This is a genomic window from Promicromonospora sp. NFX87 (genome assembly GCF_048564965.1).
GTDB lineage: Bacteria > Actinomycetota > Actinomycetes > Actinomycetales > Cellulomonadaceae > Promicromonospora.
Genome location: NZ_CP183413.1, coordinates 3,895,358 through 3,918,589, shown reverse-complemented (window position 1 = coordinate 3,918,589; position 23,232 = coordinate 3,895,358). Strand labels below are relative to the sequence as shown.

General features: G+C 65.4%; 20 protein-coding genes. 14 read left to right on the top strand and 6 right to left on the bottom strand.

Annotation, left to right across the window (positions count from 1 at the left end):
• Positions 1-27: 27 nt before the first annotated feature.
• On the bottom strand, positions 28-840 hold the full coding sequence (locus tag ACNYC2_RS17565; RefSeq protein WP_419703026.1) for an HAD family hydrolase: 813 nt from the start codon (positions 838-840) through the stop codon (positions 28-30).
• An 8-nt stretch (positions 841-848) separates the two neighbouring features.
• Positions 849-1,157: a hypothetical protein gene (locus ACNYC2_RS17560; protein WP_419703025.1), complete on the bottom strand. Its 309-nt coding sequence runs from the start codon at positions 1,155-1,157 to the stop codon at positions 849-851.
• Between the two features lie 277 nt (positions 1,158-1,434).
• On the opposite strand from ACNYC2_RS17560, the gene ACNYC2_RS17555 reads away from it, so the two are divergent.
• From ACNYC2_RS17555 to ACNYC2_RS17505, 11 genes are all read left to right on the top strand, one after another.
• Positions 1,435-2,694, top strand: a complete 1,260-nt coding sequence (locus ACNYC2_RS17555) for a helix-turn-helix transcriptional regulator (RefSeq protein ID WP_419703024.1) — start codon at positions 1,435-1,437, stop codon at positions 2,692-2,694.
• A 77-nt stretch (positions 2,695-2,771) separates the two neighbouring features.
• Positions 2,772-3,596: a phosphotransferase enzyme family protein gene (locus ACNYC2_RS17550; RefSeq protein ID WP_419703023.1), complete on the top strand. Its 825-nt coding sequence runs from the start codon at positions 2,772-2,774 to the stop codon at positions 3,594-3,596.
• A 545-nt stretch (positions 3,597-4,141) separates the two neighbouring features.
• Positions 4,142-4,975: an HAD family hydrolase gene (locus tag ACNYC2_RS17545; RefSeq protein ID WP_419703022.1), complete on the top strand. Its 834-nt coding sequence runs from the start codon at positions 4,142-4,144 to the stop codon at positions 4,973-4,975.
• 231 nt (positions 4,976-5,206) lie between these two features.
• Positions 5,207-5,947 (top strand): helix-turn-helix transcriptional regulator, encoded by a 741-nt coding sequence (locus ACNYC2_RS17540; RefSeq protein ID WP_419703021.1) that lies wholly within the window; start codon positions 5,207-5,209, stop codon positions 5,945-5,947.
• Between the two features lie 37 nt (positions 5,948-5,984).
• Positions 5,985-6,746: a helix-turn-helix transcriptional regulator gene (locus ACNYC2_RS17535; protein ID WP_419703020.1), complete on the top strand. Its 762-nt coding sequence runs from the start codon at positions 5,985-5,987 to the stop codon at positions 6,744-6,746.
• Positions 6,747-6,751: 5 nt separating this feature from the next.
• Positions 6,752-7,225, top strand: coding sequence for an NUDIX hydrolase (locus ACNYC2_RS17530; RefSeq protein WP_419703019.1), 474 nt, complete (start codon positions 6,752-6,754; stop codon positions 7,223-7,225).
• Between the two features lie 170 nt (positions 7,226-7,395).
• Positions 7,396-8,556: a hypothetical protein gene (locus ACNYC2_RS17525; RefSeq protein WP_419703018.1), complete on the top strand. Its 1,161-nt coding sequence runs from the start codon at positions 7,396-7,398 to the stop codon at positions 8,554-8,556.
• A complete protein-coding gene (locus tag ACNYC2_RS17520) occupies positions 8,553-9,167 on the top strand; it encodes a PolC-type DNA polymerase III (RefSeq protein ID WP_419703017.1) in 615 nt (204 codons plus the stop codon). The genes ACNYC2_RS17525 and ACNYC2_RS17520 overlap by 4 nt, the downstream gene beginning before the upstream one ends.
• Entirely contained in the window at positions 9,164-9,805 is a 642-nt protein-coding gene (tmk, locus tag ACNYC2_RS17515; protein ID WP_419703016.1) for a dTMP kinase, read from the top strand. Before ACNYC2_RS17520 ends, tmk begins: the two co-directional genes overlap by 4 nt.
• Complete coding sequence (locus tag ACNYC2_RS17510; RefSeq protein WP_419703015.1) at positions 9,802-10,596, top strand: aldo/keto reductase; 795 nt, start codon at positions 9,802-9,804, stop codon at positions 10,594-10,596. The genes tmk and ACNYC2_RS17510 overlap by 4 nt, the downstream gene beginning before the upstream one ends.
• Positions 10,597-11,829, top strand: coding sequence for a hypothetical protein (locus tag ACNYC2_RS17505; protein WP_419703014.1), 1,233 nt, complete (start codon positions 10,597-10,599; stop codon positions 11,827-11,829). It abuts the gene before it with no gap.
• 135 nt (positions 11,830-11,964) lie between these two features.
• Here ACNYC2_RS17505 and ACNYC2_RS17500 read toward each other — a convergent pair whose 3' ends face one another.
• Together ACNYC2_RS17500 and ACNYC2_RS17495 are read right to left on the bottom strand one after the other, a co-directional pair.
• The gene (locus tag ACNYC2_RS17500) at positions 11,965-13,167 is read right to left on the bottom strand and encodes a Y-family DNA polymerase (RefSeq protein WP_419703013.1); all 1,203 of its coding nucleotides are present in this window, start codon (positions 13,165-13,167) and stop codon (positions 11,965-11,967) included.
• A gap of 66 nt (positions 13,168-13,233) precedes the next feature.
• The gene (locus tag ACNYC2_RS17495) at positions 13,234-13,686 is read right to left on the bottom strand and encodes a LexA family protein (RefSeq protein ID WP_419703012.1); all 453 of its coding nucleotides are present in this window, start codon (positions 13,684-13,686) and stop codon (positions 13,234-13,236) included.
• A 126-nt stretch (positions 13,687-13,812) separates the two neighbouring features.
• Between ACNYC2_RS17495 and ACNYC2_RS17490 the strand changes: the two genes are divergently transcribed.
• Complete coding sequence (locus ACNYC2_RS17490) at positions 13,813-14,838, top strand: ATP-dependent DNA ligase (RefSeq protein WP_419703011.1); 1,026 nt, start codon at positions 13,813-13,815, stop codon at positions 14,836-14,838.
• A gap of 265 nt (positions 14,839-15,103) precedes the next feature.
• On the opposite strand, the gene ACNYC2_RS17485 is transcribed toward ACNYC2_RS17490, so the two are convergent.
• Positions 15,104-16,372, bottom strand: coding sequence for a hypothetical protein (locus tag ACNYC2_RS17485; RefSeq protein WP_419703010.1), 1,269 nt, complete (start codon positions 16,370-16,372; stop codon positions 15,104-15,106).
• Positions 16,373-16,652: 280 nt separating this feature from the next.
• On the opposite strand from ACNYC2_RS17485, the gene ACNYC2_RS17480 reads away from it, so the two are divergent.
• Together ACNYC2_RS17480 and ACNYC2_RS17475 are read left to right on the top strand one after the other, a co-directional pair.
• Positions 16,653-17,762 (top strand): hypothetical protein, encoded by a 1,110-nt coding sequence (locus ACNYC2_RS17480; RefSeq protein WP_419703009.1) that lies wholly within the window; start codon positions 16,653-16,655, stop codon positions 17,760-17,762.
• Between the two features lie 203 nt (positions 17,763-17,965).
• Positions 17,966-21,031 (top strand): hypothetical protein, encoded by a 3,066-nt coding sequence (locus ACNYC2_RS17475; protein WP_419703008.1) that lies wholly within the window; start codon positions 17,966-17,968, stop codon positions 21,029-21,031.
• Between the two features lie 236 nt (positions 21,032-21,267).
• On the opposite strand, the gene ACNYC2_RS17470 is transcribed toward ACNYC2_RS17475, so the two are convergent.
• Positions 21,268-23,070, bottom strand: a complete 1,803-nt coding sequence (locus tag ACNYC2_RS17470) for a hypothetical protein (RefSeq protein WP_419703007.1) — start codon at positions 23,068-23,070, stop codon at positions 21,268-21,270.
• Positions 23,071-23,232: the final 162 nt, after the last annotated feature.

Here is a 23,232-nt window from a genome sequence, read left to right as displayed (position 1 = left end):
GGTGAGTGGTTGCTCAGCGGGGGACTCTCAGGCGCGGACGCCGGTCAGCTGCCGTGCGTCGGCGTCCCGGAGCGCGTCGAGGGCGGTGGCGGCTCCGTGGTGCTTGATCGGGCCAGTGACATGCTTCGCGAGGGCCTTGATCGAGGTGGGGGCTTGCCCCATCGCGATCGGGTAGGCGGACCAGCGCAGCATCTCTACGTCGTTCCAGCTGTCCCCGATCGCGACCGTGTGCTCGGGCGGGACGTCGAGGTGGTCTCGGACGGTTTCCAGGGCGGATGCCTTGGACAGGCCGCGCGGGGTGACGTCGACCCAACCCAGGCCTGCGGTGCTCGGGGTGACACCGAGATGCCGCAGGGGTTCCAGGAGGGTCCCGATGCCCGGCGCGCACAGCACCACGCGAGTGGCCGGCGTGGTCCACAGCTCGTCCAGGCGTGCCACGACGCGCTGCTGCCCGTTGAGATGGCCGGGGTCGAACTCCTGGTTGACCCGCCAGCCCCAGCCGACCAGTTCCACGGCCATCTTCACGCGGGGCATACGGGCTCGGGCCAAGTGCGCGACGGGGTCGACGTCGAACGTGCGGGCCTCGTGCACGCGGTACCCGCCCGGCTCCTTCTTCGACAGGTACGCCGTGAGGGCACCGTTCGACGCGACGACCCAGACGTTGTCCAGACCGAGGCCATACGCGACAGGCAAGACGCCGACCAGCGAGCGTCCCGTTGCCAGCACGACGTGATGCCCGGCGGCTCGGACCTTCGCTACGGCTGTCTTGGTCACCTCCGGGACCGACTTGCCGGTCTCAAGGAGGGTGCCGTCGATGTCGAGTGCGATCAGACGCGGCATCGGCCGGCTCACTGCAGGCCTCCGAAGGGGTGGCGGAGCGCGCCACGGACCTGGAACTCGAGCCCTTCACGTGTTCCGGACCACAGGGTGTATCCCGGGCTGATCATCCGGTGGTCCACTGGTGAGTCCAGGCCGAGTGCCCGGGCGATGCTCTCGCCGTCGTCCAGGCAGGCTGGCTGGATGGTGACCCGCCCGTTGCCGGTGGTTTCCACGAGCTCCACGCATTCCTCGCCAACCTCGACAAGGGCGGCACGGGCGACGTCGAGTGCCCGGATGAGCGAACCCTCGCCTTCAGCGTGGTGTGTGGCTTTGTCCATCGGATGCTCCCTGGTGCTCCGTGCGGCAGCGTCGTGCGACCGGCTCGCAGCTGTGCGTCTCGCGCCCTCGAAACCCCGAAACGGGTACTGGTTGCGGCACCGCTGGACTGATCGGTCAAGCACACCGCGTGCCGCGATTGCGAACCACGGCCAAGGGACCGCACCTCCGCTGCGTTCTCGCGGCAGAAGAGCCGCATCCACTCGTCGAAGCCTCGTGATCACCCGGAATCCGGGGTTATGGTGAGCGTCCGACGCCTACGTGACAGGAGACGAAGGCATGCCATCACGTCGAGCACGGCTTGCGGAGGCACGTAGGACGGCGGGATACAGCCAGGAAGGGCTGGCCGACCAGCTCGGCATCGACCGGACTACCGTTCAACGCTGGGAGTCAGGCGATTCCGAGCCCCAGCCCCTGCAGCGAGCCAACCTGGCCGCAGCCCTCGGCCTGACAGGCGAGGCACTGGCAGCCGTCCTGAGCGCAGAACGGCCCGGGTCACAGGTGTCGAGGGTGACGCCGTCGGTGCTGGAGTCGGGGCGGCCGACCCTGCCCTCGCCGGAAGGCGACTTGCTGGGGCTGCTGGATGCCGCCCGCCCCCTCGTCGACGACACGCTGGCGGCCACGACCGTTTCGCGAGGACGCCTCGAACTGATCGAGGAACGCGTCGCGGAACACCTGATGACCTACACACGCACCGCCCCCGCCGCCATGCTTGCTTCCCTAGCGCCCGACATCGTCGAGGTCCAGGCTGTAGCGGCCACCAGGCAGCCCGGCATGGTCCAGGTGAAGCTCTCGGAGGCGCTCGCGGTCCTGGCGCTTCTGACGGCCGACGGCCTCATGAAGCTTGGGGAGATCCGACGGTCTCGCTATTGGTACGGCACCGCCCGGCTGGCGTCTGACGACACCGGGAACCTGCAGTTGCAGGCGCGGGTAAGGGCTCAAGAAGCGATGCTGCCGTACTACTACGGGCGCGTCGAGCAGGCGATCGAACTGGCTCGCAGCGCGCAGGCCTTGCTGCCCGGGGTTGCGTCTGACGCGACCGCGCTCGCCGCTGCCGCGGAAGGGCGAGCCCTGGCGCGACTAGGGGACGCCCGCGGCGCCGAGAAGGCGATGGTTATGGCGCAGCGGTACTACGACCGCGCAAGTTCCCCCGAGCCCTCCGACGCGGCGTTCCAGTTCACCTACAAGCGCCTGCTTCTCTACCTGTCGGGAACACTGACATACCTGGGGGAGCCGGTGCGCGCCATGCATGTCCAGGAGGAGGCGCTCAAGCTGTATGACGCCGACCCTCACATCGTGATCGACCCTGCCCTCATCAAGCTCGACCAGGCAGTCGGCCTGGCCAACGAGGGCCGTCTCGACGAGTCATGCCAACTGGCCGTTCAGGCCGTCACGTCGCTGCCGGACGAGCACCGAACCCGCGTCGTGCTCACCAGAACCCAGGACGTAGTCCAGGCGCTGCCGGAGGGTCGGCTCGGGCGGCCGAAGGCCGCCGAACTCACTGAGCTGATTGCCACTGCGACAGAAAGCAACCGTTGACTGCCGACAGGACAGACACCGTCGAACACGTACATACCCCGGACCGGACCAGGACCATTGCCGAAGCTGCGGCTCGTATGGCTGGCCTGGATCCTGCAGGCGCTGTCCTGATCCGCCATCAGACCAACGGCGTCTACCGGCTGGTCACGGCACCGGTCGTCATCAAAGTGGCACCGCCCGGCGAACAGAACCTCGCCGAGGTCGTCAACCTCGTGTCCTGGCTGCACGACCACGCGGTGCCGACCGTTGCCCTGTGGGACGGGGTGAGCCAGCCGCTGGAGATAGCCGGCTCTGGGGTGACGCTCTGGCGCTACCTGCCGCAGGACCGGCCAGTCCGAGCCGCCGATATTGCCGAACCGCTCCTCGCTCTCCACGACGCGCCGCTACCACCATTCTCCTTGCCGCTGGTTGACCCATTCGGCGAGATCAGGCAGTCGATTGCCAGCAGCCGGCTCCTGACAGATGACGACCGGGCCATGCTCACCGAGCACTGTTCTCTGCTCACCCAGGACGAGTCGCGTCTCAACTTCGGTTCCGCCCCGGGCCTGATCCACGGTGATGCGCACCATCACAACACCCTGCTGGACCCCGTCAGAGGTGGAGCTGTGTTGTCCGATTTGGACACCGCTGCGGTAGCACCTCGGGAGTGGGACCTGGTCACGGTCGAGGTGCACTGCAGGCGCTTCGATCACCCACCTGCGGAGTATGCGGAGTTTTGCCAGCGGTACGGCAGGGACGTTCGCGAGTGGTCTGGTTATGCCTGGCTCCGCGATGTGCGAGAGCTGCGCATGATCACGACCAATGCCCGCAAGTCAGCACCAGGGTCCCCTGCAGCCGCCGAGGTACGCCGACGCCTCGACCACCTACGCAGAGGTGAAGCATCGATCTGGCATATCCTCTAGATGCCCTGAGCAACACCTCCGCGAGCTTGTTATGCCGCGCCGTTCGGCTGGCGTCTAGCGCACCGCCTGAACCCGGTGGTGCGCTAGGCGCTAGCCGGGACTGTCGTACCGCTCAGGCCGCTTTGAGCGGGCCATAGATCAACATGAGCGACGCCGAGTAGATCGGCTATCGGGGTCGCCGTGTAGCGGCGGGTTGACACAACCTTGCGTCGTCAGCGATGCATCGTCTTGGGGTCCACGCCGACACGGCCGGCGAGCAGGCCCGTTCATGACGTGGCGGTGATCGCGGTGCGTAGTCGTTCGTTCGCCACTCTCGGCAGCCCGGTCCGAATCAATGTTGCACAGGATGCCGGACATTTGAAATGCCCCCCAGATGCCCTGCGGATGCGGTTACGGCGTCCCTCCTCGTTGAGGCGAGATTAGTCATGCCCGCTCGTCCCCGGCGACGAGCGCTACAAGACACGCCCCTACGGGAGAAGACAGACCGTGACTGAGCAGGCCATGACCTTGTTACTGGCAACGCCATTGTTGCTACAGCGCGCCTGGTGGCGCTTGACGTTGACGGCACACTTGCGTTGGACGGGAAGATCCCTGACGTGACAGTGAAAGCCGTCCAGGCGACTTTGGCGTCAGGCCATCACGTGGTGATCGCGACGGGCCGGTCCCTGGTTGGGGTGGCGCCGATCATCAAGCGGCTCGGGCTGCGTCGAGGTCACGTGATCTGCTCTAACGGTGCGGTGACGGCGTGGATCAGCAAGAGTCGTCTGGTCATCCAGGACGTGGTGCGGTTCGACGCCGGCCGTGCACTGCAGCGGGCCAGCGAGGCGGTCCCGTACGCGCTACTTGCAACCGAGATCCTCGGTGAGGGCTACCAGGTCAGCGCGAAGTTTCCGGACGGGCTACTCAACGGCCGGCAGCACGTCGTGGGACTCGCATCTGACCTGTGGGCCACGCCCACTACTCGCGCCGTTGTGCACGCACCCCACATCGCATGGCTGGGGCACGAGCTGGGCTGGTCTGACGTGACGGTCACGCTGGGCTCGACCATCCAGCCCGGTGACTGGCTCGACCTGACGGCGCCAGGCCTCTCGAAGGCAAGTGCCCTGGAAATGGTTCGCCGTCGCTTACGAGTTGCTACGCAGCACACGATCGCGGTCGGCGACGGGTACAACGATCTGCCGATGTTCGAGTGGGCGGCCCGCGCGGTTGCGATGGGGAACGCCCCTGCCGAGGTCCGGGCTGCTGCCGGTGAGGTGTGCGGGAGTATCACCGAGCACGGCGTGGTCGATGTGCTGCGCTCGATGGCGGGTGTGCGACGAGCCTCGTCATTGCCAGGCAGAAGACGCAAGATGACTTCCCCTCCGAAGCCGTCTGCGTGACGCACCGGCACCACGACCCAGCGGGAACTCTGTGCTGATCACTGGCGGCTTGGCGACACGTCCGACATCGTTGCGACGGATGCGGCGGCGTCGGCATGCTCAGCGGCGGGTTCCCTACGAGTTTTGTCGTGGCAGATGGTCTGTGCGGTGTGACCGACACGAAGCCGTTCTCCGGCAGCGAGGCCTTGCAGGTCCGGTAACGTCCCCGAGGCCGAGGGACAGGGGCGGGCGATGAACAATGCGTTGAGACGGGCGATGGAGCAGCGACGAATGCGCGTGGTCGACCTGGCCGCTCTCGTTGGCGTCGATCACAAGACGGTTCAGCGGTGGCTCCATGAGGGCCGCGTTCCGCACCGCCGGACGGCGCTCGACGTCGCAGAAGCGCTGGACGTCGCGCTCGAGGTTCTCTGGCCAGAGGCGAACGAGGTAGCCGTCCGGATGCCTACTGAGGTTGTCGCTCTGTATTCGCACCGCGCGGCGGTCCCGAAGCCACTCTGGTTGGACCTGCTGCGGTCAGCGAGGACGCAGATCGGTTTGCTGGCGTATGCGAGCCAGTTCCTGCCCGAAGAGAACCCGGGAGCGGTCGCGCTGTTACGGCAAAAGGCTCAGTCCGGCGTGCGCGTCCGGATCGCACTGGGGGATCCTGACAGTCCTGAAGCCGCCCTGCGGGGCGCTGAGGAAAGGCTGGGCGACGCACTGCCTGCACGGATCAGCATGGCGATGGCGTACTACCGTCCCCTGCTGGGTGTGCCAGGTGTCGAGTTCCACCAGCACAGGACGACGTTGTACAACTCGATCTTCCGGTTCGACGACGAGATGCTCGTCAACCAGCACGTCTATGGCGCCTACGGTTACCTCGCGCCGATCTTGCACTTGCGACGCGACCCCGCTCACGACATGTTCGACATGTACGCGACCAGTTTCGAGCGCGTATGGGAGGCTTCCCGCCCCCTTGACTACGGAGTGTCCTGACCCCTGGACACTTCGAGTGTCCAGTAGCGTCCTGTCGGTGCCCAAACTGATGGACCGGGTCAACGACCCCCTGGCGAAGTTCCTGGCGGCGCGGCGCCTGACTGCTGCGGATCTGGCGCAGCTTGTCGACGTCGACCCCAAGACCGTTGACCGCTGGCTGCGTCAAGGTCGAAGGCCGCATCCTCGAACAGCGGCCCTGGTCGCCGAGGCACTCGGCGTGACCGTGGATGAGATCTGGCCCGCCACGGATGTCGGCACCATCATCCATCCAGAGGTCGTCGCCTTGTACCCGCACCGCGCGGCGTCGCCCACCGTTCTCTGGCTCCGCCTCCTGAGCGAAGCGACGAGCGAGATCGCGCTGCTCGGGCACGCGATCCTGTTTATCCCCGAGCAGAACCCGTCCTCGATCGAGGTCATGCGACGCAAAGCCAAGGACGGCGTCCGCGTCCGTATCCTCCTCGGGGATCCCACCAGTCCCGAGGCCGCGCTGCGGGGCGAGGAAGAAGGAGTCGACGACGCCGTCCCAGCCCGCATCCGCGCGGCGCTGAAGTACTACGGGCCGCTCCTGGACGAACCGAACGTCGAGTTCCGTCTCCACCGCACCACCCTGTACAACTCGATCTTCGTCTACGACGGAGACATGCTCGTGACCCCGCACGTCTTCGGTGTGCCCGGCTACATGGCCCCGATGCTTCACTTGCAGCGCGATCCGGAACGCGACATGTTTGACATGTATCTCGACAGTTTCGAGCGGGTCTGGGCCCTCGGAGTACCGCTGACAAGCCCAGTGGAGGAGTGAGATCCATGACGCGCACTGACTATGTGAACGACCCGCTCGCGCCGAAGCCGAACTCGATCGTCCCTGCGGTGAGCGTGATTGTCCGTGACGAGGCGGATCGCGTCCTGCTGATCCACCGCACGGACAACGATCTCTGGACGATTCCCGGCGGTGCCATGGAGCCCGGCGAGTCCGTCCGCCAGGCCGCAGTGCGCGAGACCAGCGAGGAGACGGGCTATGACGTCGAGATCACCGGACAGGTCGGTATCTATACCGATCCGAACCACATAGTCGCCTACTCCGACGGCGAAGTTCGCTCACAGTTCTCGATCTGCCTGACCGGAGTCGTCGTGGGTGGTCAGGCACGGACTTCGTCCGAGTCGTCAGAGGTGGTCTGGCAGCCGCTCGATCAGCTCGACGCCCTGAACATCCACCCGTCGATCAGGCTCCGGATCACGCACATGCTCGACACCTCACGAACGGAGCCCTGGCTGAGCTGACGGCGGACAGGCTGGACGTAAATCCCACGAAGCCCGCACCGGACACTCAAGATGTCCGCAAATGGGGCCTCAAGTGTGGTGATGGCGTCCCGCTCACCGCTGGTCTCCTTGGGATCGCCGTGAACCCCTTTCGCTCGGGAAGGGGCAGGTGGATCCCTCTGGAGGCGCTCGTGTCCGTCACCGTTCCGCTGCTCACCCCTGACCAGATCGCCCGGCTACCCGAAGCGGCGCGCAGCGTCGTCGACTACCGCAAGTCGGGGCTGTCTCTGAACCACATCCAGGGCTGCCCGCTGGACTGTGCCTACTGCATCCGGCACACCTACGGCGTGTGGGAGATGACTCAGCCTAGGGCGTTGATGCCCGACGACGAGGCCGTGCGACAACTGGTCGAGCACCCCTACTTCCAGGCGCACCACACTCCGGTGCAGATCTTCAACCGGGCCACAGACCCGTTCCTGCCCCGCGTCAAGGAGCATCTGTTCGCGGTGCTGGAGGACCTGGACGCACGCGGTCTGACCAACCACGTCCTGGTTATCACGCGCTACCGCGTCGACCCTGTGGACTGCGAGCGGCTCAACCGGCTGGCCAGCATCCGGGTCACGATCCTGGTGACCTACTCCGGGATCAGTGACAAGCGGATCGAGCCGGTCAAGAGCGAGATCGCCGAGAAGTCCCTCAAGACCCTGTACGCACACGCGGACCGGTATCGCGTCATCCTGTACTGGCGTCCGTTGGTGCCCGGTCTGAACGACACCTCCGATCACATGGCCAAGGCAGTCGAGCTGTCCCACCACGCCCACGGCACGGTATTCACTGGTCTCTTCTACAAGGACGAGATCGCCGACTACTACAAGGCCAATGGCCTTCCAGAGCCGTACGAGGACACCGCACGCCGCAAGGTTGTCCCCGAGACTCTGGAGCGCCGGGTCCTGGAGGCATTCGCTGACGGTGCCGGCGGGCCGTTGTTCCGCAAGACCAGCTGCTCGGTCTCGTTCGCCCACGAGGTACCGGACTACAACGGGCACTACGGCGTCCGTGAGCTGTGCGACATCTGCCCGGTCAAGCAGCTGGCGTTGTGTGCACAGCACCATCAGGTCCCGACTGAAGACGCGGTACGTGACCTCGCGCGCCGGCTACCGGGCAGGGAGGATGTCGAGATCGTGGACATCACCGAACGCGCCGTGTTGGTCGCCGGGCTAGACGAATCGCCTCGGTACTTCCTCCAGCACGGTCTCGGGTTCCAGTTTCACGACACGCGCCACCCGCACAAGCTCCGCCTGCACGGGCGCGCCGACATCGGGTGGGTCCCGAGCGAGGAGACACCCGTATGAGCATGGTTTGGGACGAGGCCGACTACGTCGTCGTCGACGTCGAAGGCAACGGCGCACGGCCACCCGAGCTCGTCGAGGTCGCCGTGGTGCCGGTCCGACACGGGAAGATCGAGAAAGCCAGGACGTGGCTCCTTCGCCCGCCGACACCGATCTCTTGGCAGGCTCGCAAGGTCCATGGCATCAGCAATGACGACGTCGCCGGTGCGCCCGCGGTCGGAGAGGTCGCCCAGGAGATCCGGGCCGTCCTTGGGGACGCGATTCCGGTGGGGCACGGGGTGCACGTCGACGTCGACGTCCTGCGTCGATCACTGCCCGGTTGGGAGCCACCGCTTGCGCTCGACACGTTGAAGCTGGCACGGCGCGCCTTCGACCTGCCCTCCTACGCCCTGGGCTCCCTGGTCGAGCACCGTCACCTCGCCGACGGCCTGCCACCCGAGATGCGACCGCACCGGGCCGACTACGACGCCACGGTCACCGCGAGGCTGTTCGTCCAGCTCGCCACCCTCACGCCAGGTGTGACCCTGGACGCGCTCAAACAAGCCGGGGCAATGGGCTCCTCGTCCAAGCAGGCTCCTGCAGTAGCCACCGACGCAACGCTGTTCGACCTATGACCGCCCTCACCCCACGCCGTGACGGGCTGCTGATCGCCGTCGACGGCCCGTCCGGCGTCGGCAAGTCCACCCTGTGCACCAACCTGAGCGCGCTCCTGCGCGCCGCGGGTCTCGACGTCCACCAAACCACCCAGCCCTCCACCGGACCGATCGGCACCCTGGCGCGCGAGCTCACCCAGACAGTCGCCGGCCACGCCTTGGCATGCCTGTACGCGGCAGACCGGTACCACCAGGCGACCACCGAGATCGCGCCCCGCCTGGCGGCAGGACAGACCGTGGTCACCGACCGGTACACGGCCTCCGGCATGGTCATGCAACGCCACGACGACGTCGACGTCACCTTCCTCGACACGATCAACACACCGGTCCTCCGGGCGGACCTGACGATCCTGCTGACCGGCGCACCCGACGTCGTCCGGGCCCGCCTGACTCAACGCGGAGCGCACAACCGCTACCACGACCGGCCCGACGCGACCGTAAGCGAAGTGACCTACTTCCGCGAGGCCGCCGACCGGCTCGCCCAGACCAACGCCCGGATAGAGCACGTCGACACCACCCGCCTGGACGCGGCTACCGTCGCCGAGCGGGCTGCAGCGCTCGTGCTTCAGGTCCCGCGCGACTTGAAGGAGGCCTCATGACCAGCACCGCCCCCGCACCTGCCGAGTTGGGCGGGATGTTCAGCATCGGTGGGGACCTCCCAGTCCGCCGCATCGGGTACGGCGCCATGCAGATCACCGGCCCCGGCCACTGGTTCCACCCCGCCGACGTGGACGAGGCCAAAGCGGTTCTGCGCGAGGCGGTCGACCTCGGTGTCAACCACATCGACACCGCCGACGCCTACGGGCCGGAGACCAGCGAACGCCTGATCCGCAAGGCCCTGCACCCCTACCCGGACGACCTGGTCATCGCCACGAAGGGCGGCATGACTCGGCAGGGCCCGAACCGGTGGGCACCTGTAGGCCGCCCGGAGTACTTGCGCCAGTGCGTCGAGATGAGCCTTCGACGCCTCGCCCTGGACCGGATCGATCTGTACTACCTGCACCGCATCGACCCCCACGTGCCGCTGGCCGACCAACTCGGCGAGCTCGCCACCCTTCGTGACGAGGGCAAGATCCGGCACATCGGGATCTCCAAGGCCACCGTCGCCCAGGTCGAAGCTGCCCGGGCGATCACGCTTATTGCTGCTGTGCAGAACAAGTTCAACCAGCTCGAAGGGGACCGGACCGCCCTTGAGTACTGCACCGAACAGGGCCTGGCGTTCGTGCCTTACTCACCGCTCAGCGCTGGAACCCTCGCTCGCGCCGGCGGCGCGCCCGAAGCCATCAGATGGCTTCTGAACCAGTCGCCTGCGGTCCTGCCGATTCCTGGGACGACATCGATCGACCACCTCCACGCCAACCTCGCTGCAGCAACCCGGAAGAAGGCCTGAATGACCCAGCCCGACCTCGCCCCAACAGAGCTCGATGACGCACCCGTCCCGGTCGCGCGAAGCGCCGAGGCACTGCGCGAGCAGATGGTCAAGGAACTCATCGAGGAGGGCGTGCTCGACGATCCAGCGATCCAATCAGCGTTCCGCGCCGTGCCGCGTGACGTGTTCGCGCCCGCAGGTATTCCGACCGAGCTGCCGTACGCAGTCCACGACGCGCTCCGGACCCGCTTCTCGGACGACGGCAGAGCCCTGTCCTCCTTGTCCGCGCCCTACATGCAGGCAGGCAACCTCCGCCAGGCCCGTGTCGAGCCCGGGATGCGGGTCCTGGAGATCGGCTCCGGAGGCCCGAACGCGGCGATGCTCGCGCACCTAGTCGGCCCGACCGGCGAGATTGTCACCGTCGACATCGACGAGTCGGTCACCGCGCGCACCACGGCGGGACTTGAACGCCTGGGCCTCGCCAACCGGGTCGAGGTCATCACGGCCGACGCGAGCCAGCACCTGGGCCGCGGGGTCTTCGACCGGGTCATGGTCACGGTCTCGCCATGGACCATCCCGAAGGTCTGGCTGGAGCAGCTGACGCCCGACGGCGTCCTGGTCGTACCGCTACAGGTCGCCCCAGGTCTGCAACGCATCATCGGGTTCCGCTATCAGGACGGACACCTGATCTCGGAGTCGACAGTGCCCGGCGGGTTCGTTGCCCTGCAGGGCACGGACCGGTACGAGCCGCCGTCGGTCGAACTGACCGGACCCTCTGGCAAGCCGGTCACCTTCCGGTTCGCCGACCGGATCCCTGACGGCTTCGCGGTCACCGGCGATGTCCTGGCTGCCGAACACACGGAGGCGTGGTCCGGCGTGATCTATGCCAGCCGCACGATCTGGCTGGACCTGCTGACCTGGGTCCTCATCCAGCCGGGTGGGTGCTCCATGGAAGCGAAAGATCCGACCGACCGCGGCACGGAGAAGTCGTTCTACCCAGCCATCACCGAGCAGGGTTCCTTCGCCGCACTGGCGTGGCGTCCGCTGGGCGGCGGGAACGAGCTGGAGATCGGTGCCGTCGGCAAAGGACCAACTGCAGGCGCTCTCACCACACGCCTGGCCGAGGCCGTCCGGACCTACGGCAGCGACCATACCATCGCGAATTCGACCCGATCTTCGAGTGGTGGCCCGAAGGCACGGCACCAGATCTCGCGTCAAGCGCGAAGGCTCTCCCACGTCCCTACGGGACCCTGACGGTCCGCTTGCCCGCTGCGCTCCGTGCGTAGGCAGTCGTGCAGGCGCCACGGGTACGGGCTGGCGGGTTGACGGATGTGATGATTGCCCGAGCTCTTGCGTGCCGCTCGCCGTTGAGGGGCGCGTCCCACGGTGTTACGCCCGTACGGTGGCGAGCTCGGCCCAATGGGTCGTGGCCCGTGGGGTGAGCATCGCGCGCTTCATCTGCCAGGACGGACCCGGACGGAATCCGCCGTAGCCGAGCCCCAGGGATTCCTTGCCGGTCTTCTTCTGCACCCGGTCGATGAGAGTGGCAATCCCGGCGTCCTCGTGACGGGAGCGGAAGAGCTCGAACGGGAGCTGCGCGCCGGCGGGGGTGAGGTCGGTAAGCAACAGCCCGGCGCGCGCGTACCGGGCACCCTCGACGATCTGAGGCAGCAGGCAGTGGGCGGCCCGGGTCAGCTCGACGGGGTCAGCGGTCGGGAAAGGGAGACGCACCGCGACCGACGGGTGGTGCTTGTCCTGAGCCCAGTGGCTCGTGCCGGCGAACGCGGTCAAGGTCCGGGCGACCTGGGCGTGCTTGACCAAGCGCGTCGCGGCCTGCTGAGCGTAGATGCTCAGCGCCTGACGCATGGTCACGACGGAGGTGACCTTCTCGGAAAAAGAGCGCGACACGATGATCTGCTGCTTCTTCCCGGTGCGGTCCTCCTCGGGCCCGATGCACGCGACCCCACGCAACTCCAACGCGGTACGCATCACGACGACGTTGAACAGTGCTCGGATATGCGCCGGGTCGACGGTAGCCAGGTCCCAGACCGACAGGACGCCGTGCCCACCCAGGCGTTGCTCCAGGCGTGAGGCGATGCCCCAGACCTCGGAGACCGGCAGCGCCCGCATCAGCCTCTCGCGCCAGCCGGAGTCGATGGCCGGCCACACGCACACGCCGTCGAAGTCGCCGATCTTCTTCGCGGCGCGATTCGACAGCTTCGCCAGGGTGCGGGTCTCGGCGATCCCGACGCACACCGGCACACCGAGCAAGCGACGCATCGTGTTCTTGATGTCGTGCCCGAGCCGGGTCATCGCCTCCGGGTCCGCGGCAGTGCGCCGGTCGACGGTGAGGAAGGCCTCGTCGATCGAGTAGACGTCCAGGTCGTGGGTGAAGCGCTCGAGGACCTCCATCACGCGGCGGGACATGTCGCCGTAGAGCTCGTAATTGCTCGACACCGCCACGACGCCGGACCGGGCGGCCGTCGGGCGTAGCTCGAACCAGGCCTTGCCCAGGTCGAGACCGAGCGCCTTCGCCTCACGGGAGGCCGCGACGACCATGCCGTCGTTGTTGGACAGCACGACCAGCGGCACGCTCTGTAGGGCGGGGTTGAAGACCCGCTCGAAGGAGGTAGGCGGAGTTGACGTCGACGTGCGCGATCACCGGTGGCCTCGCAGGTGGTGGATGCAGTAGGTGACCACGCCCCAGATCTGCAGGTCGGATAGCTCGGGCACGGTGATGTCGGGGTGGTTCGCGTTGTCGGCCCGCAGCACGACGCCGTGCGGGCCAAGCTCGAGGCGCTTGACGGTCAGCTCGCCGTCCAGGACGGCGACGACGACGTCATCGTGGCGTGGTGTCTTGGACCGGTCGACGAGGAGCTCGTCGCCGTCGCTGATACCGGCCTCGATCATCGAGTCGCCAGAGGCGCGCACGATGAACGTGGCCGCGTGGTCGTGCACGAGCATCTCGGTCAGGTCGATCGCGCCGTCGTAGTAGTCCTGCGCGGGGGAGGGGAACCCTGCGGCGACGGAGACGGGAGCGATCCGCAGCGCGTTGGTGCTGGTGGGGCTGAGGGTGGCGGCGCTGGCGGGGCGTGGTGACAGGGCGAGCATTACGCCTCCCAGACCGCACGATGATAGTACATGCGTTCGAGTGTATGTCCGGAATGGCGCCGGGTAGCAATGATGCAGGTCAGCGGCCAGCGCGCGGAGTCATGGCTACGGGGTGACTGTTGACCTATGGCGGCAACCTTGCCTACCGGGCTCACTGGCCCGGTCCCGGTGGCCCTGGCTCGCGCTGTCGAGCAGATTCCGCGTGTAGGCGCGCTGCCTGGCGGGTGCAGGTTCGAGCCCAAATGGGACGGCTTTCGCCTGATCGTCACGAGTGATCAGGGCAGTACCAGCCTGTGGTCGCGCCGCGGCACCGACTTGTCGACGACGTTCCCCGAGATCACGGCAGCATGCGTAGACCAGCTCGCGCCCGGGACCGTGCTCGACGGTGAGGTGGTGATCTGGTCCTCCGGCCGTCTCGACTTCGGCGCTCTCCAGATGCGTATGGGACGGGGTCCTCGCAGCGCCGCCGCGCATGCGGCCAGTCACCCGGCCTCGTACGCCGCGTTCGACGTCCTGGCCAGCACCGGTCGGGATGTGCGCCGTCTGCCGTTCGACGAGCGCCGGCGCATCCTGGAACGGCTCGCCGCCGCCTGGCGCCCGCCGCTGAATCTCTCACCGGTCACGAATGATCGTGACGTCGCAACCGAGTGGTTCGAGACCTACTCAGCCGTCGGCATCGAGGGCCTCGTGATCAAGGGCGGAGGCCAGTCCTACCCAGCGGGCCAACGGGGTTGGTTGAAGGTCAAGCACCGCGAGACCGTCGACGTCATCTGCGGCGCGGTGATCGGCACAAGATCAGCCCCGCAGGAAGTCATCGCGGGTCTGATGATCGACGGCGAGCTGCGGATCGTCGGACGGACAACTCTCCTGTCACCGTCGGCTCGCCGCGCCCTGACGCCATGGCTCGTCCCACCAGCAGGAAAGCACCCCTGGCCCGTTCATGTGTCTCGGACGGCGCTGGCACGTTTCACGACCACACGGAACGACGTCATCAACCTGACCCTGGTCGACCCGATCGTGGTCGAGGTCAGAGCCGACGTGGGGTGGGACGGACACAGCTTCCGCCACCTCCTGCGGTTCCTGCGTCCCCGCCCCGACACCGAGGTCAGCAGCATCCGGCCGCCCAATGTCACAGGCTCTCCTGCCGCGTAAATCGTGCCGCGGGTTAGCCGGTGAGCGGTAGGGCTCAGCCGACCGGCCGAACCAGGTCGGGGCTGTCGTCGCGTACTTTCCCACGGCCATGTCGACCTTCACGCGAGTTAGGTGTGGCGTCGGGGTCGACGCGATCAGCGCATCGATCTGATCAGGGTCGGTCGGCTCCGGGTCGAGCCAGACATCCCATTTGTCGTCGGACAGCAGCCTAACCATCCATCGCCGAAGACCACGCCGTGTGAACCTTGCCCCGAGCGCAAGGTAGCTATTCGAGTTCGGTGACGCCGTACAGCATGCGGAGCCGGTGGGCGGTGGTGCCGCTGAACTGCCAAGGCAGGTTGGCCTCGGTTGGGTTCTCGACGTTCGCGCTGTGACCGGGCAGGTTCGCAAGTGGCAGATGCTTCATGATCGTGTTGAGGGCGATGAGGCTGGCCGGGAAGATCTTGTTGACGACGCTTCGCGCGTCGAGGACGAGCGTCCCATCGAGCGGATCGGTGGGTAGCGACGCACCCGCCCGGCGGACAGTGACGCCATGCCGGCCGACCCCAGGAAGCCACGCACCCTGTGTGACGCCGCCGGACGGCAGGACCTTGACTCCGAGATTGGCGGTGTTCCATCCGGGGTGACGCTTGCGCAGAAAGCCCCGAAGCTTGTCTTGTGTCTTCGGCTCAATGGTGATGTAGAAGCTGCCGTCGGCACGGGTGAGATCCAGGGCCTCGTTGTGGACGCTGTTACGAAGGGCGCGTAGAACCTCGAAGGTGTTTTGCACCTCGGTTTCGCGCTTCGTCTGGTCGAACAGGGCTTTGGCGACGGGTTCCAACCTGCTTTGCCATCCACCGGTCTGAATGTTCTGCCAGCCTGCTCGTGTCCCTCCGTTGAGATGCAGCACTCGGTCGGTGATGCGGGCAGCGACGTCGAAGGCGCCGACTAGGGAGAACAGGAGCGAGTCCATCTCGCACAGCATTTCCTCAGGTTCATGGTTGGCCATCGTCGTGGACAGCGCGAAGACACTGTCGCGGAACTGAAAGGACCGCGAGATGCGGGTCAAAAGCGTCTTGTTGAGAGTTTCCATGGTGAGGTCGCCCTCGGCGTCGTACCAGGCGCGACCGGCTCGATTCCAGCGCTCAAATGCGGGTGTCGCTGCGTAGGCGGCGCTGCGCCTCATCGACGTCGGATGCCACGCCGTGGCCGTACCGCCGATGATGACAGGCTGCTGGCGCCATCGTAGGTAGAGACCAACGATAGCCAGTGCCTCCCCTGGCGAGAACACGCTTGCCAGTAGGCGGCTGTGTGGACGGCTCCGTTCCGCCAACAACCATCCGCGGCTCGTCACAATGAGGTCTGCCTTCCAGTCACTACCGGTGCGGTAGAGCAACACCCCGTCGCGGGCCTCGTTCGCATCGATGCTGTGCTTGGTCGCCATCTCCGTGACTTCGCGAGCAGCCTCTGGGTAGTCCGCGAGATCGCGCTCCGCGAACTCGTCGGCTGCCAGCCTCACCTCGAGCGCGTCATGGCCGAAGTAACTACGCAGCAATGCCGCCGCGTCGGGGAATCCCGTGCTCCCGCCATCTAAGAATGGGTACCCCTGGAAAGCGCCCTGGCCGTCTACTGGACCCGTTGCAAGCGGCTGGTCGACAAAGATCCGCAGCAGCTGCGACTGTGAACGATCGAACGGACTCGGCGTCCGGGACGAGCGTAACGCTGGCGGCGTGTACGAGGGGAGGGGCACCTACCCACTACAGCACCACGTAGGCCCCAAGGGCGACTCCCGCGGGTCGAGGGGGCCCGGGCTGCAGCAGGTGGAGAATCGTCTGGTGCCTGACTCCTGCGCCTTCTGCGGTTCGATCGAGCCGCTGACCCGTGAGCACGTCTTCGGTCAGTGGGTGAGCAAGATCGGTCTCGACCTCAGCCCTGTGCGTCACCAGGCGGGTCCGCTGAACGGGCTGCCCCGCGACATGGGCGAGCAGCCTCCGTACCGGCAGACTGTGAAAAAGTTCTGTGCCGCCTGCAACAACGGCTGGATGAGCCAGCTCGAAACTGCCGCTCAGCGGGTCCTGACTCCACTGATCCTCGGAGAGTCGGGGGCGATTGAGCCGGAGGATCAAGCTCTGATCGCGATGTGGGCGCAGAAGACCACGCTCACGGCGATGCTGCTCTTTAGCAAGGAACAGCAGAAGGCAGGTTACGGACTTCCGCAAAGCGAGTACCTGGCCTTCTACGACGGCAGGGAGCGGATGCAACCCCTCGAGGCAAGCCGGTTTTGGGTCGGACGGTACGACGGGACGGCGGGGTTCGCGGCGGTCGACGTGACTCCCTTGACGGTTCGTATTCCGGGGGTGCCGGAGCCTGACCTGCCACAGGGCTATGCGATGACGATCGTGCTCGGCGAGCTCATCGTGCACGGGCTGCGGTTCACCACGCCTGCCTTGGAGGTCGACGTGGCGATGGATCTGGGGATGCCGCAGCTGTGGCCGTCTCGGGTGTCGGTGTCGTGGCCGGCAGGGCAGCCATGTACCGAAGCGGCATTCCGGCGCTTCGCGGCTGGAGAGATGCTGCGCTCGACCGTTGAATATGTGGAACTACGACCTTGGACGGGGGCGACTGAATTGTCGCGAAGCGTCGTTGTGGACGGCAATGTCAAGCTACCCGCATTGTGTGGAAAACACTTCCTCTACTATCCGATCAGTCTCGCTGAGGAGGCATTCCGTGGAATCTTCAATGCGTTCACAATGGCTTGTGAGTGTCAGACTGCATATCTGATCCAGACGGAATCCGACGGAGCTCATTGCAAGGCAGCTGGCACTGCAGACTGGATCTCCGAGATGTACGAGGACTTGCCTGGTGACGAGGTCCTGATTCGTGACCAAGTGGGCGACTTTGTTTGCAAGAGGCTGCCTGCCGAGGCGATGACCGTCGCCATCTAGGTCGACCGCGGCGACCCAACGCGGCGGGTCGGCGGCGTGACGAGGAGGATGCGCAAGAACCCATGCTCGGTGGGGTCCGGAACGAAACTAGTGAGGAGCCGGTGATGGCAGGACTGACGCGAACTTGGCGGCCCGTTGGAGTTGATTCTGATCTCGAGCGCGGCCCCACCAGCATCCCGGCCGTGCCCCATCATGGTGGCCACATGGAATTGCTTCCCCTTGAGGTCTTGCCCTGGCCCGACTTCGAGAGCTTGCAGTGGCGGATCCTTCGCGACGTCGAGGGCCTTCGGCACGCTCAGATCTACGGCGATCCGGGCCAGGCCCAGCGCGGGCTCGACATCGTCGCGGTGGCCGCAGATAACTCTGGTGTCGCGCTGCAGAGTAAACGCGTCGAACAGTTTGGGCCGGCGAAGATCGCTGCCGCCGTCGAAGCCTTCCGAACGACAGCGCGTCCCTTCGATGTATCCCGCTTCATCCTCGGTGTCAGCCGCGAAGTCCGACGCACTCAGTCACTCGACAGCTTCAAGAAGCTCCAGGAGGAACTCAGGCCAGTCGAGTTCGAACTGTGGGACAAGCGCGAGCTCTCCTACAAGCTCAAGGGTGCCCCTGAGATCGTCATCGAGTACTTCGGTAAAGACATCGCCGAGATCTTCTGCGACCCGTTCACCATCGGCCTTCGCGTTGTGCCGGACCGCGACGTCGTCGCTGTGCGCGAGGCCATCGCTCGAACACCAGAAGAGACCACCGGAGCCGGAGAGAAGATCGCCCAGGCAACAGCCCAGGCCGAGCTCGACCCGGCGGCCGCACTCGCGCTGGTCGAAGAAGCACAAGACGCCCTAACGGACGGAGGATTCGCCGGCCACGCCGCTCAGCACGAAGCCCTGCGCTCCTCGCTCCTGCTTACCGTCGGGCGAGGTACCGACGCAACCAGAAGGCGCCTTGACCAGCTGTGGCTGGCCCTGGACCACGGACAGACGACCCTGGCCGACATCGCCAGCCGCGACATCAGCAGACTTGCGGCGCAGATCAACCAGAAGGCGGCACGAGACCACCAGGCAGTCGCCGATCGTGCCGTGTATTTGTACGCCAACCCCCTAGGCGTCCTCCCCAACCTCACGGACCTCCTGATCGGAGACGTCCTCGATCGTGCTCGAATGGTGGCCCTCGCGGGCGAGACGGCGTTGGCGGCAGGCAACTACGCATGGCTGAAGAAGGGCGCCACACGAATAGGCAACGTCGCAGCCAAGCTTCCCGTCGCCTCGCAGAACGACACGCTGCGAACCCGGCTTCGTATCCTCGCCGCCGAAGCGTCTGGCAAGTGGGCCCCGGTCCTCGTCGACGCCCGCACGCTAAGACTCAGACACGGTTTGGCCGCGCTCGTTCAAGCGCGGTACGCACGACACCTTGCGCTCAATCAGAAGTTCGCCGAAGCCGACGCCTCCTGGGACGAGGCAGCTGGCAACGCCTGCCTGGCACGACGATGGACTGACGCCTCGCGCTGGATCTTCTGCCGCCGTGCCTTCAGCGGCCGCTGGCGACCCTTTACCGCCAACGATCTGCTCCCTGTCCAGACGGCTCTGTCGGCACATGGACCTGACCCGACCGTCTTGACACGTGACGAGGACGCACTTGAGTACGCCTACGGCATGTTGGCCGACGACAAACTCCGGCCAGCCGCAATTGCCGCACAACGCGCCCTCCGAGACGCGGTCACCCTGAGCGACTGGGAAGGAGAACGACGAGCGCGGCGACTACTCGCCGACATCCTCCGCGCATCCGGCGAACACCTGATGGCTGCGAACCACCTGGTCCTCGTCGGGGAGGTCAACACCATCAAACAGCTGGGGACAGACCAATCCACCCAGTTCCTCGACGTGACGCCACACCTAGACGCCAAGCCCTGGTGGATAGCGGGCGCCGCCTACCGCCTCATCACAGCACAAGCGGATCTGATCCCCGACGATGTGGTCCCGGTCGTCGCCCGCCACGCTCTGGCCGAACTTGCAGCGGCCACGAAGGGCACTCTCGTCGACCTGCCGACATTCACAGGTTCGCGCTACCTCGGCGCCATCGCCGCCCTCGCGGGGATCTCAGAACGCCTCAGTGACGAACACGCCAGCCGGATGCTGGCGTACTTCGAAGCTCAGACGCCGGTCGACGGCCATCGATACCACGACGAAGACGAAGCGAAGGGCGTCGCCGGCATCCTCGCCACCCACCCCGAGCTGGCCGACCGCGCCCTTGGGCACCTGGTCCGGCTCTTGAGCAGATCCGAACTCTCCCGCAGGGCAAAGGCCCACGAAGCTGTCACCGACCGCATGGCACAGGCCCGCCCGCTCCTTATAGAACTAGCGAATGCCAACAACGCCTGGGCCCGGGAACTCCTCGACTCAGAGAACCCCGAGGAAGCCCCGGCTCAGCAGATTCAGGAAGCGCGCGTCCGGCTCGAGGAACAGCTCGTACATACCCCGGGCGTCGTCACCGTTGGGTCCGGCTCAAGTTCCATATCTGATTCAGTCCTTGTACGGACCCTTCCTGTGCGCGACCAACAGGCAGCGCTGGGACAACTCCTCGAACGCGGCGCCAGCCCCTTCGTCTCGGCTCCCGACTGTGCCAGCTACCTGATCGCCGCATCGAACCTTCGGCCGCCCGCTGACAAGGTGAAACGACTTGAGCTCCTTGACCGCGCGCTCGCTCTAGTGCTGTCGCCGCCCGAGTCTGTTGAGGATGCACTGAATGCTCACTTCAGGCACCCCCTAGGCGCCGTTCGGATGCCTCGGAACCGAGGCACCCGAGGCGAAGCCGCCCACCTTGCGGCCACATTGGCCCGCACACGCCACGACAAGGAACGAGTCCGAACAGCTGTCTTGGGATTGATCGGCGACGAAGCAGTCTCGGAACTCTGGGCGACCCAAGCGCTTCAGCGCCTGGGCGACACGATGGCTCCCGATGTCGGATTCCTCAGCGGCCAGCATTGGGCATTGAGGTCGTTCAGCGCCTTCCTGTGGTCCAAGACCACAGAACCTGAACCAGTCGGACACCGGCTGGCAGCTGATCCCGACGTCCGCGTGCGCCGCGCTCTGGCATTGCATCTGGCGCAAGACCAGGCCAACGAGGACGTGGACATCGTATCCGCGGCATCGAACGGCGCCTCGGCAGCCGCGAGACGTCGCGACGTACGGACGACGATCCTCGGAGTCCTGCGCGACGACCCATGCTTCAGCGTCCGAAAAGCGACGGTCGCGGCAACGCCACCCGCCATGGAGTAGCCCTTCCGACCTGACCTGCGTCACTCCACCTCACAGAGTGCACGCTGCCCGGGCGCGTGTGGGCAGGGCGCCGGCTTGTGCCGCTATGACCGTGCAGCGGCGAGTTGTCCGCTGTCGATTGCTGCCGCGTCCATCAAGTAGCAGAACGGAGGGGTGTTCAACCCTCAGCGGCTTGCCCGGGCTGGTGATGTATGTCGTTGCAGCGCGGTCAGGAGCAACTGCGCGAAGCGCCTCGGCTACGGATTCCCTCCGTGTAGCCGCCAGATAGGCCACTCCTTCATCGCACGAAGCTTGTCCTCCGGCATTTGGCCGATCAGGTGCTCAGCCTCATCCTTGTCTTTAAGTAGGAGGACACATGCCAGTTCAAATTCGTCCGCTCGCTCCGGCTGAGCCTTTATCACGGTACGTCTAAGTTCACGGATCGAAGCAAGTTCGCTGGGCGTAAGGTCCCTCTCGCGCCATTCGATCTGCCACCGGTTGATGAGATGGATCTCTTGCTCGCCCTCGTTACGAATGATCCACTCGTTGAGCGTGCGCGCCCCCTGTAAAAACTCATCTTTGCGTGAGGTGCAAGAGTCCGCGGCCAGGATAAGGTCGAGTACGAACTGGTTTGCGCGCCCCGTGGTGCGGTCAGACTCGGCAATTTCATTATATGCGCGGTCAACATTGCCAAGACGCAGATTGAGTATTTTCGGAAGCCGCTCTTTCCCGATGATGTCATAGGCCGTCGCCACGGTCGGATCTTGCGCGTCAGATTCAGCGCGAATCCGGAACGCCCTAGATGTCTCGGGGTTGAAAGGGTCGACGAAACGCCAATGGTCCGGAGCGCTTCCCGGCAGCACCAGGAGCATCAATGCCCAACTGCCGAGTGGAACGGTGCTCCTGCCAGTTTCGCCGTTCGCGTTATAGAGCTCCTCGCCCTGTACGAGAGCGCGGTGCACGGTGAGCAGGGTTCGCGTCTGTTCGTCGTCAAGTTCATCAAGGTCGACGAGAGCGCCTTCCACGTCTAGATGCGCAAACAGCTCTCCCAACTTACGCAGCGTCTCCAGATGCTCCCGGATTTCATCGACAGGCTGCCCGGACTGCTCGGCATCCGCCATATCACCTAACGGGATCGCACGTCCGTTAACTTCTAGTTCACCGCGATCTGCGATCCCAATGAAAAACTCAAGCGCCTTGACGCGTTCAGCGTAGTTGCCTTGCGGCGTCATGTTTACGTTGAACTTCTGGCGTTCCTGTGTTCTATTGAAAAGCAGAGTTAATCCACCGGCCAAAGTGGCTTCCACGGTATTCGCGTCGATTCGACGAGTTGTAACCCGATCGTAAGTCGATTCGCCAGCGCGAACAGTGGCGTCCACCTCATTCGCGATGTAGTCGGATGGGATGATTTCGAACTCGCCGCTTAACTGGAACGATGACCCTTGGGAAGTGGTTACCTCCAGGGCGAAATCAGTTTCGTCCAGCGTAAGTGTCAAAGGTGTGCTCAGGTCGAGCTTCGCGGTGGTGTATACCTTGATGCTCTGCACATCCTTGAAGAGAACCGGATCGAACACGAGCGAAGTTAACTGATTCTTCGCCTTGATCGCGAGGATGACGATCTCCTCGATGTCTTCTGGAGTGTCGGGAAATCTCTTCAGCGGAACACTAATTGATGCCTGCTTCTCCGGCGCTTGCTTGATGAGGTGAGCGATCTTGAACGGGGAAAGCAGCGCGTATTGCGGGGTGCGCTTTCCTGTCTTCGCATCGATGGAAACAACGAAGTAGATTACGCCGCCGTCGCGTTGGTAGCTGATTAGGTCCGTGCGATCGATCCGGTATGTCGCTTTGGGGCGGCGCTGATTCTGCGGTGCCGTGCGCCCCTTCACTTGTACAGAGGCTCGACCCAGCCAGTCTTGGTTCTTCCCGCCTGGGGAGCTGTAGGCAGCGATGTGGCCGTCGGTGAGAGGCGTTTTGTCGTTCTTGTCGATGAACGGCCGTAGGCGTGGACAGTACGCGACCATGTCACTGATCTTGTTTACGGCCAGCGTCTCGATGTCCACGAGGTTCATCTTCTCAACCCAGAGCGGTGGGCGCGCCGAGGCACGTGTGCGGGCTGCCGTCAGTCGACAAGGTTCACCCAGCGGGGCGCAGCCGGATGGCGAACGAAATGCGATTCCAGATGGCCTTGCCCGTCCGGCGGCTATTGCGCGCGAAGCTTGTCC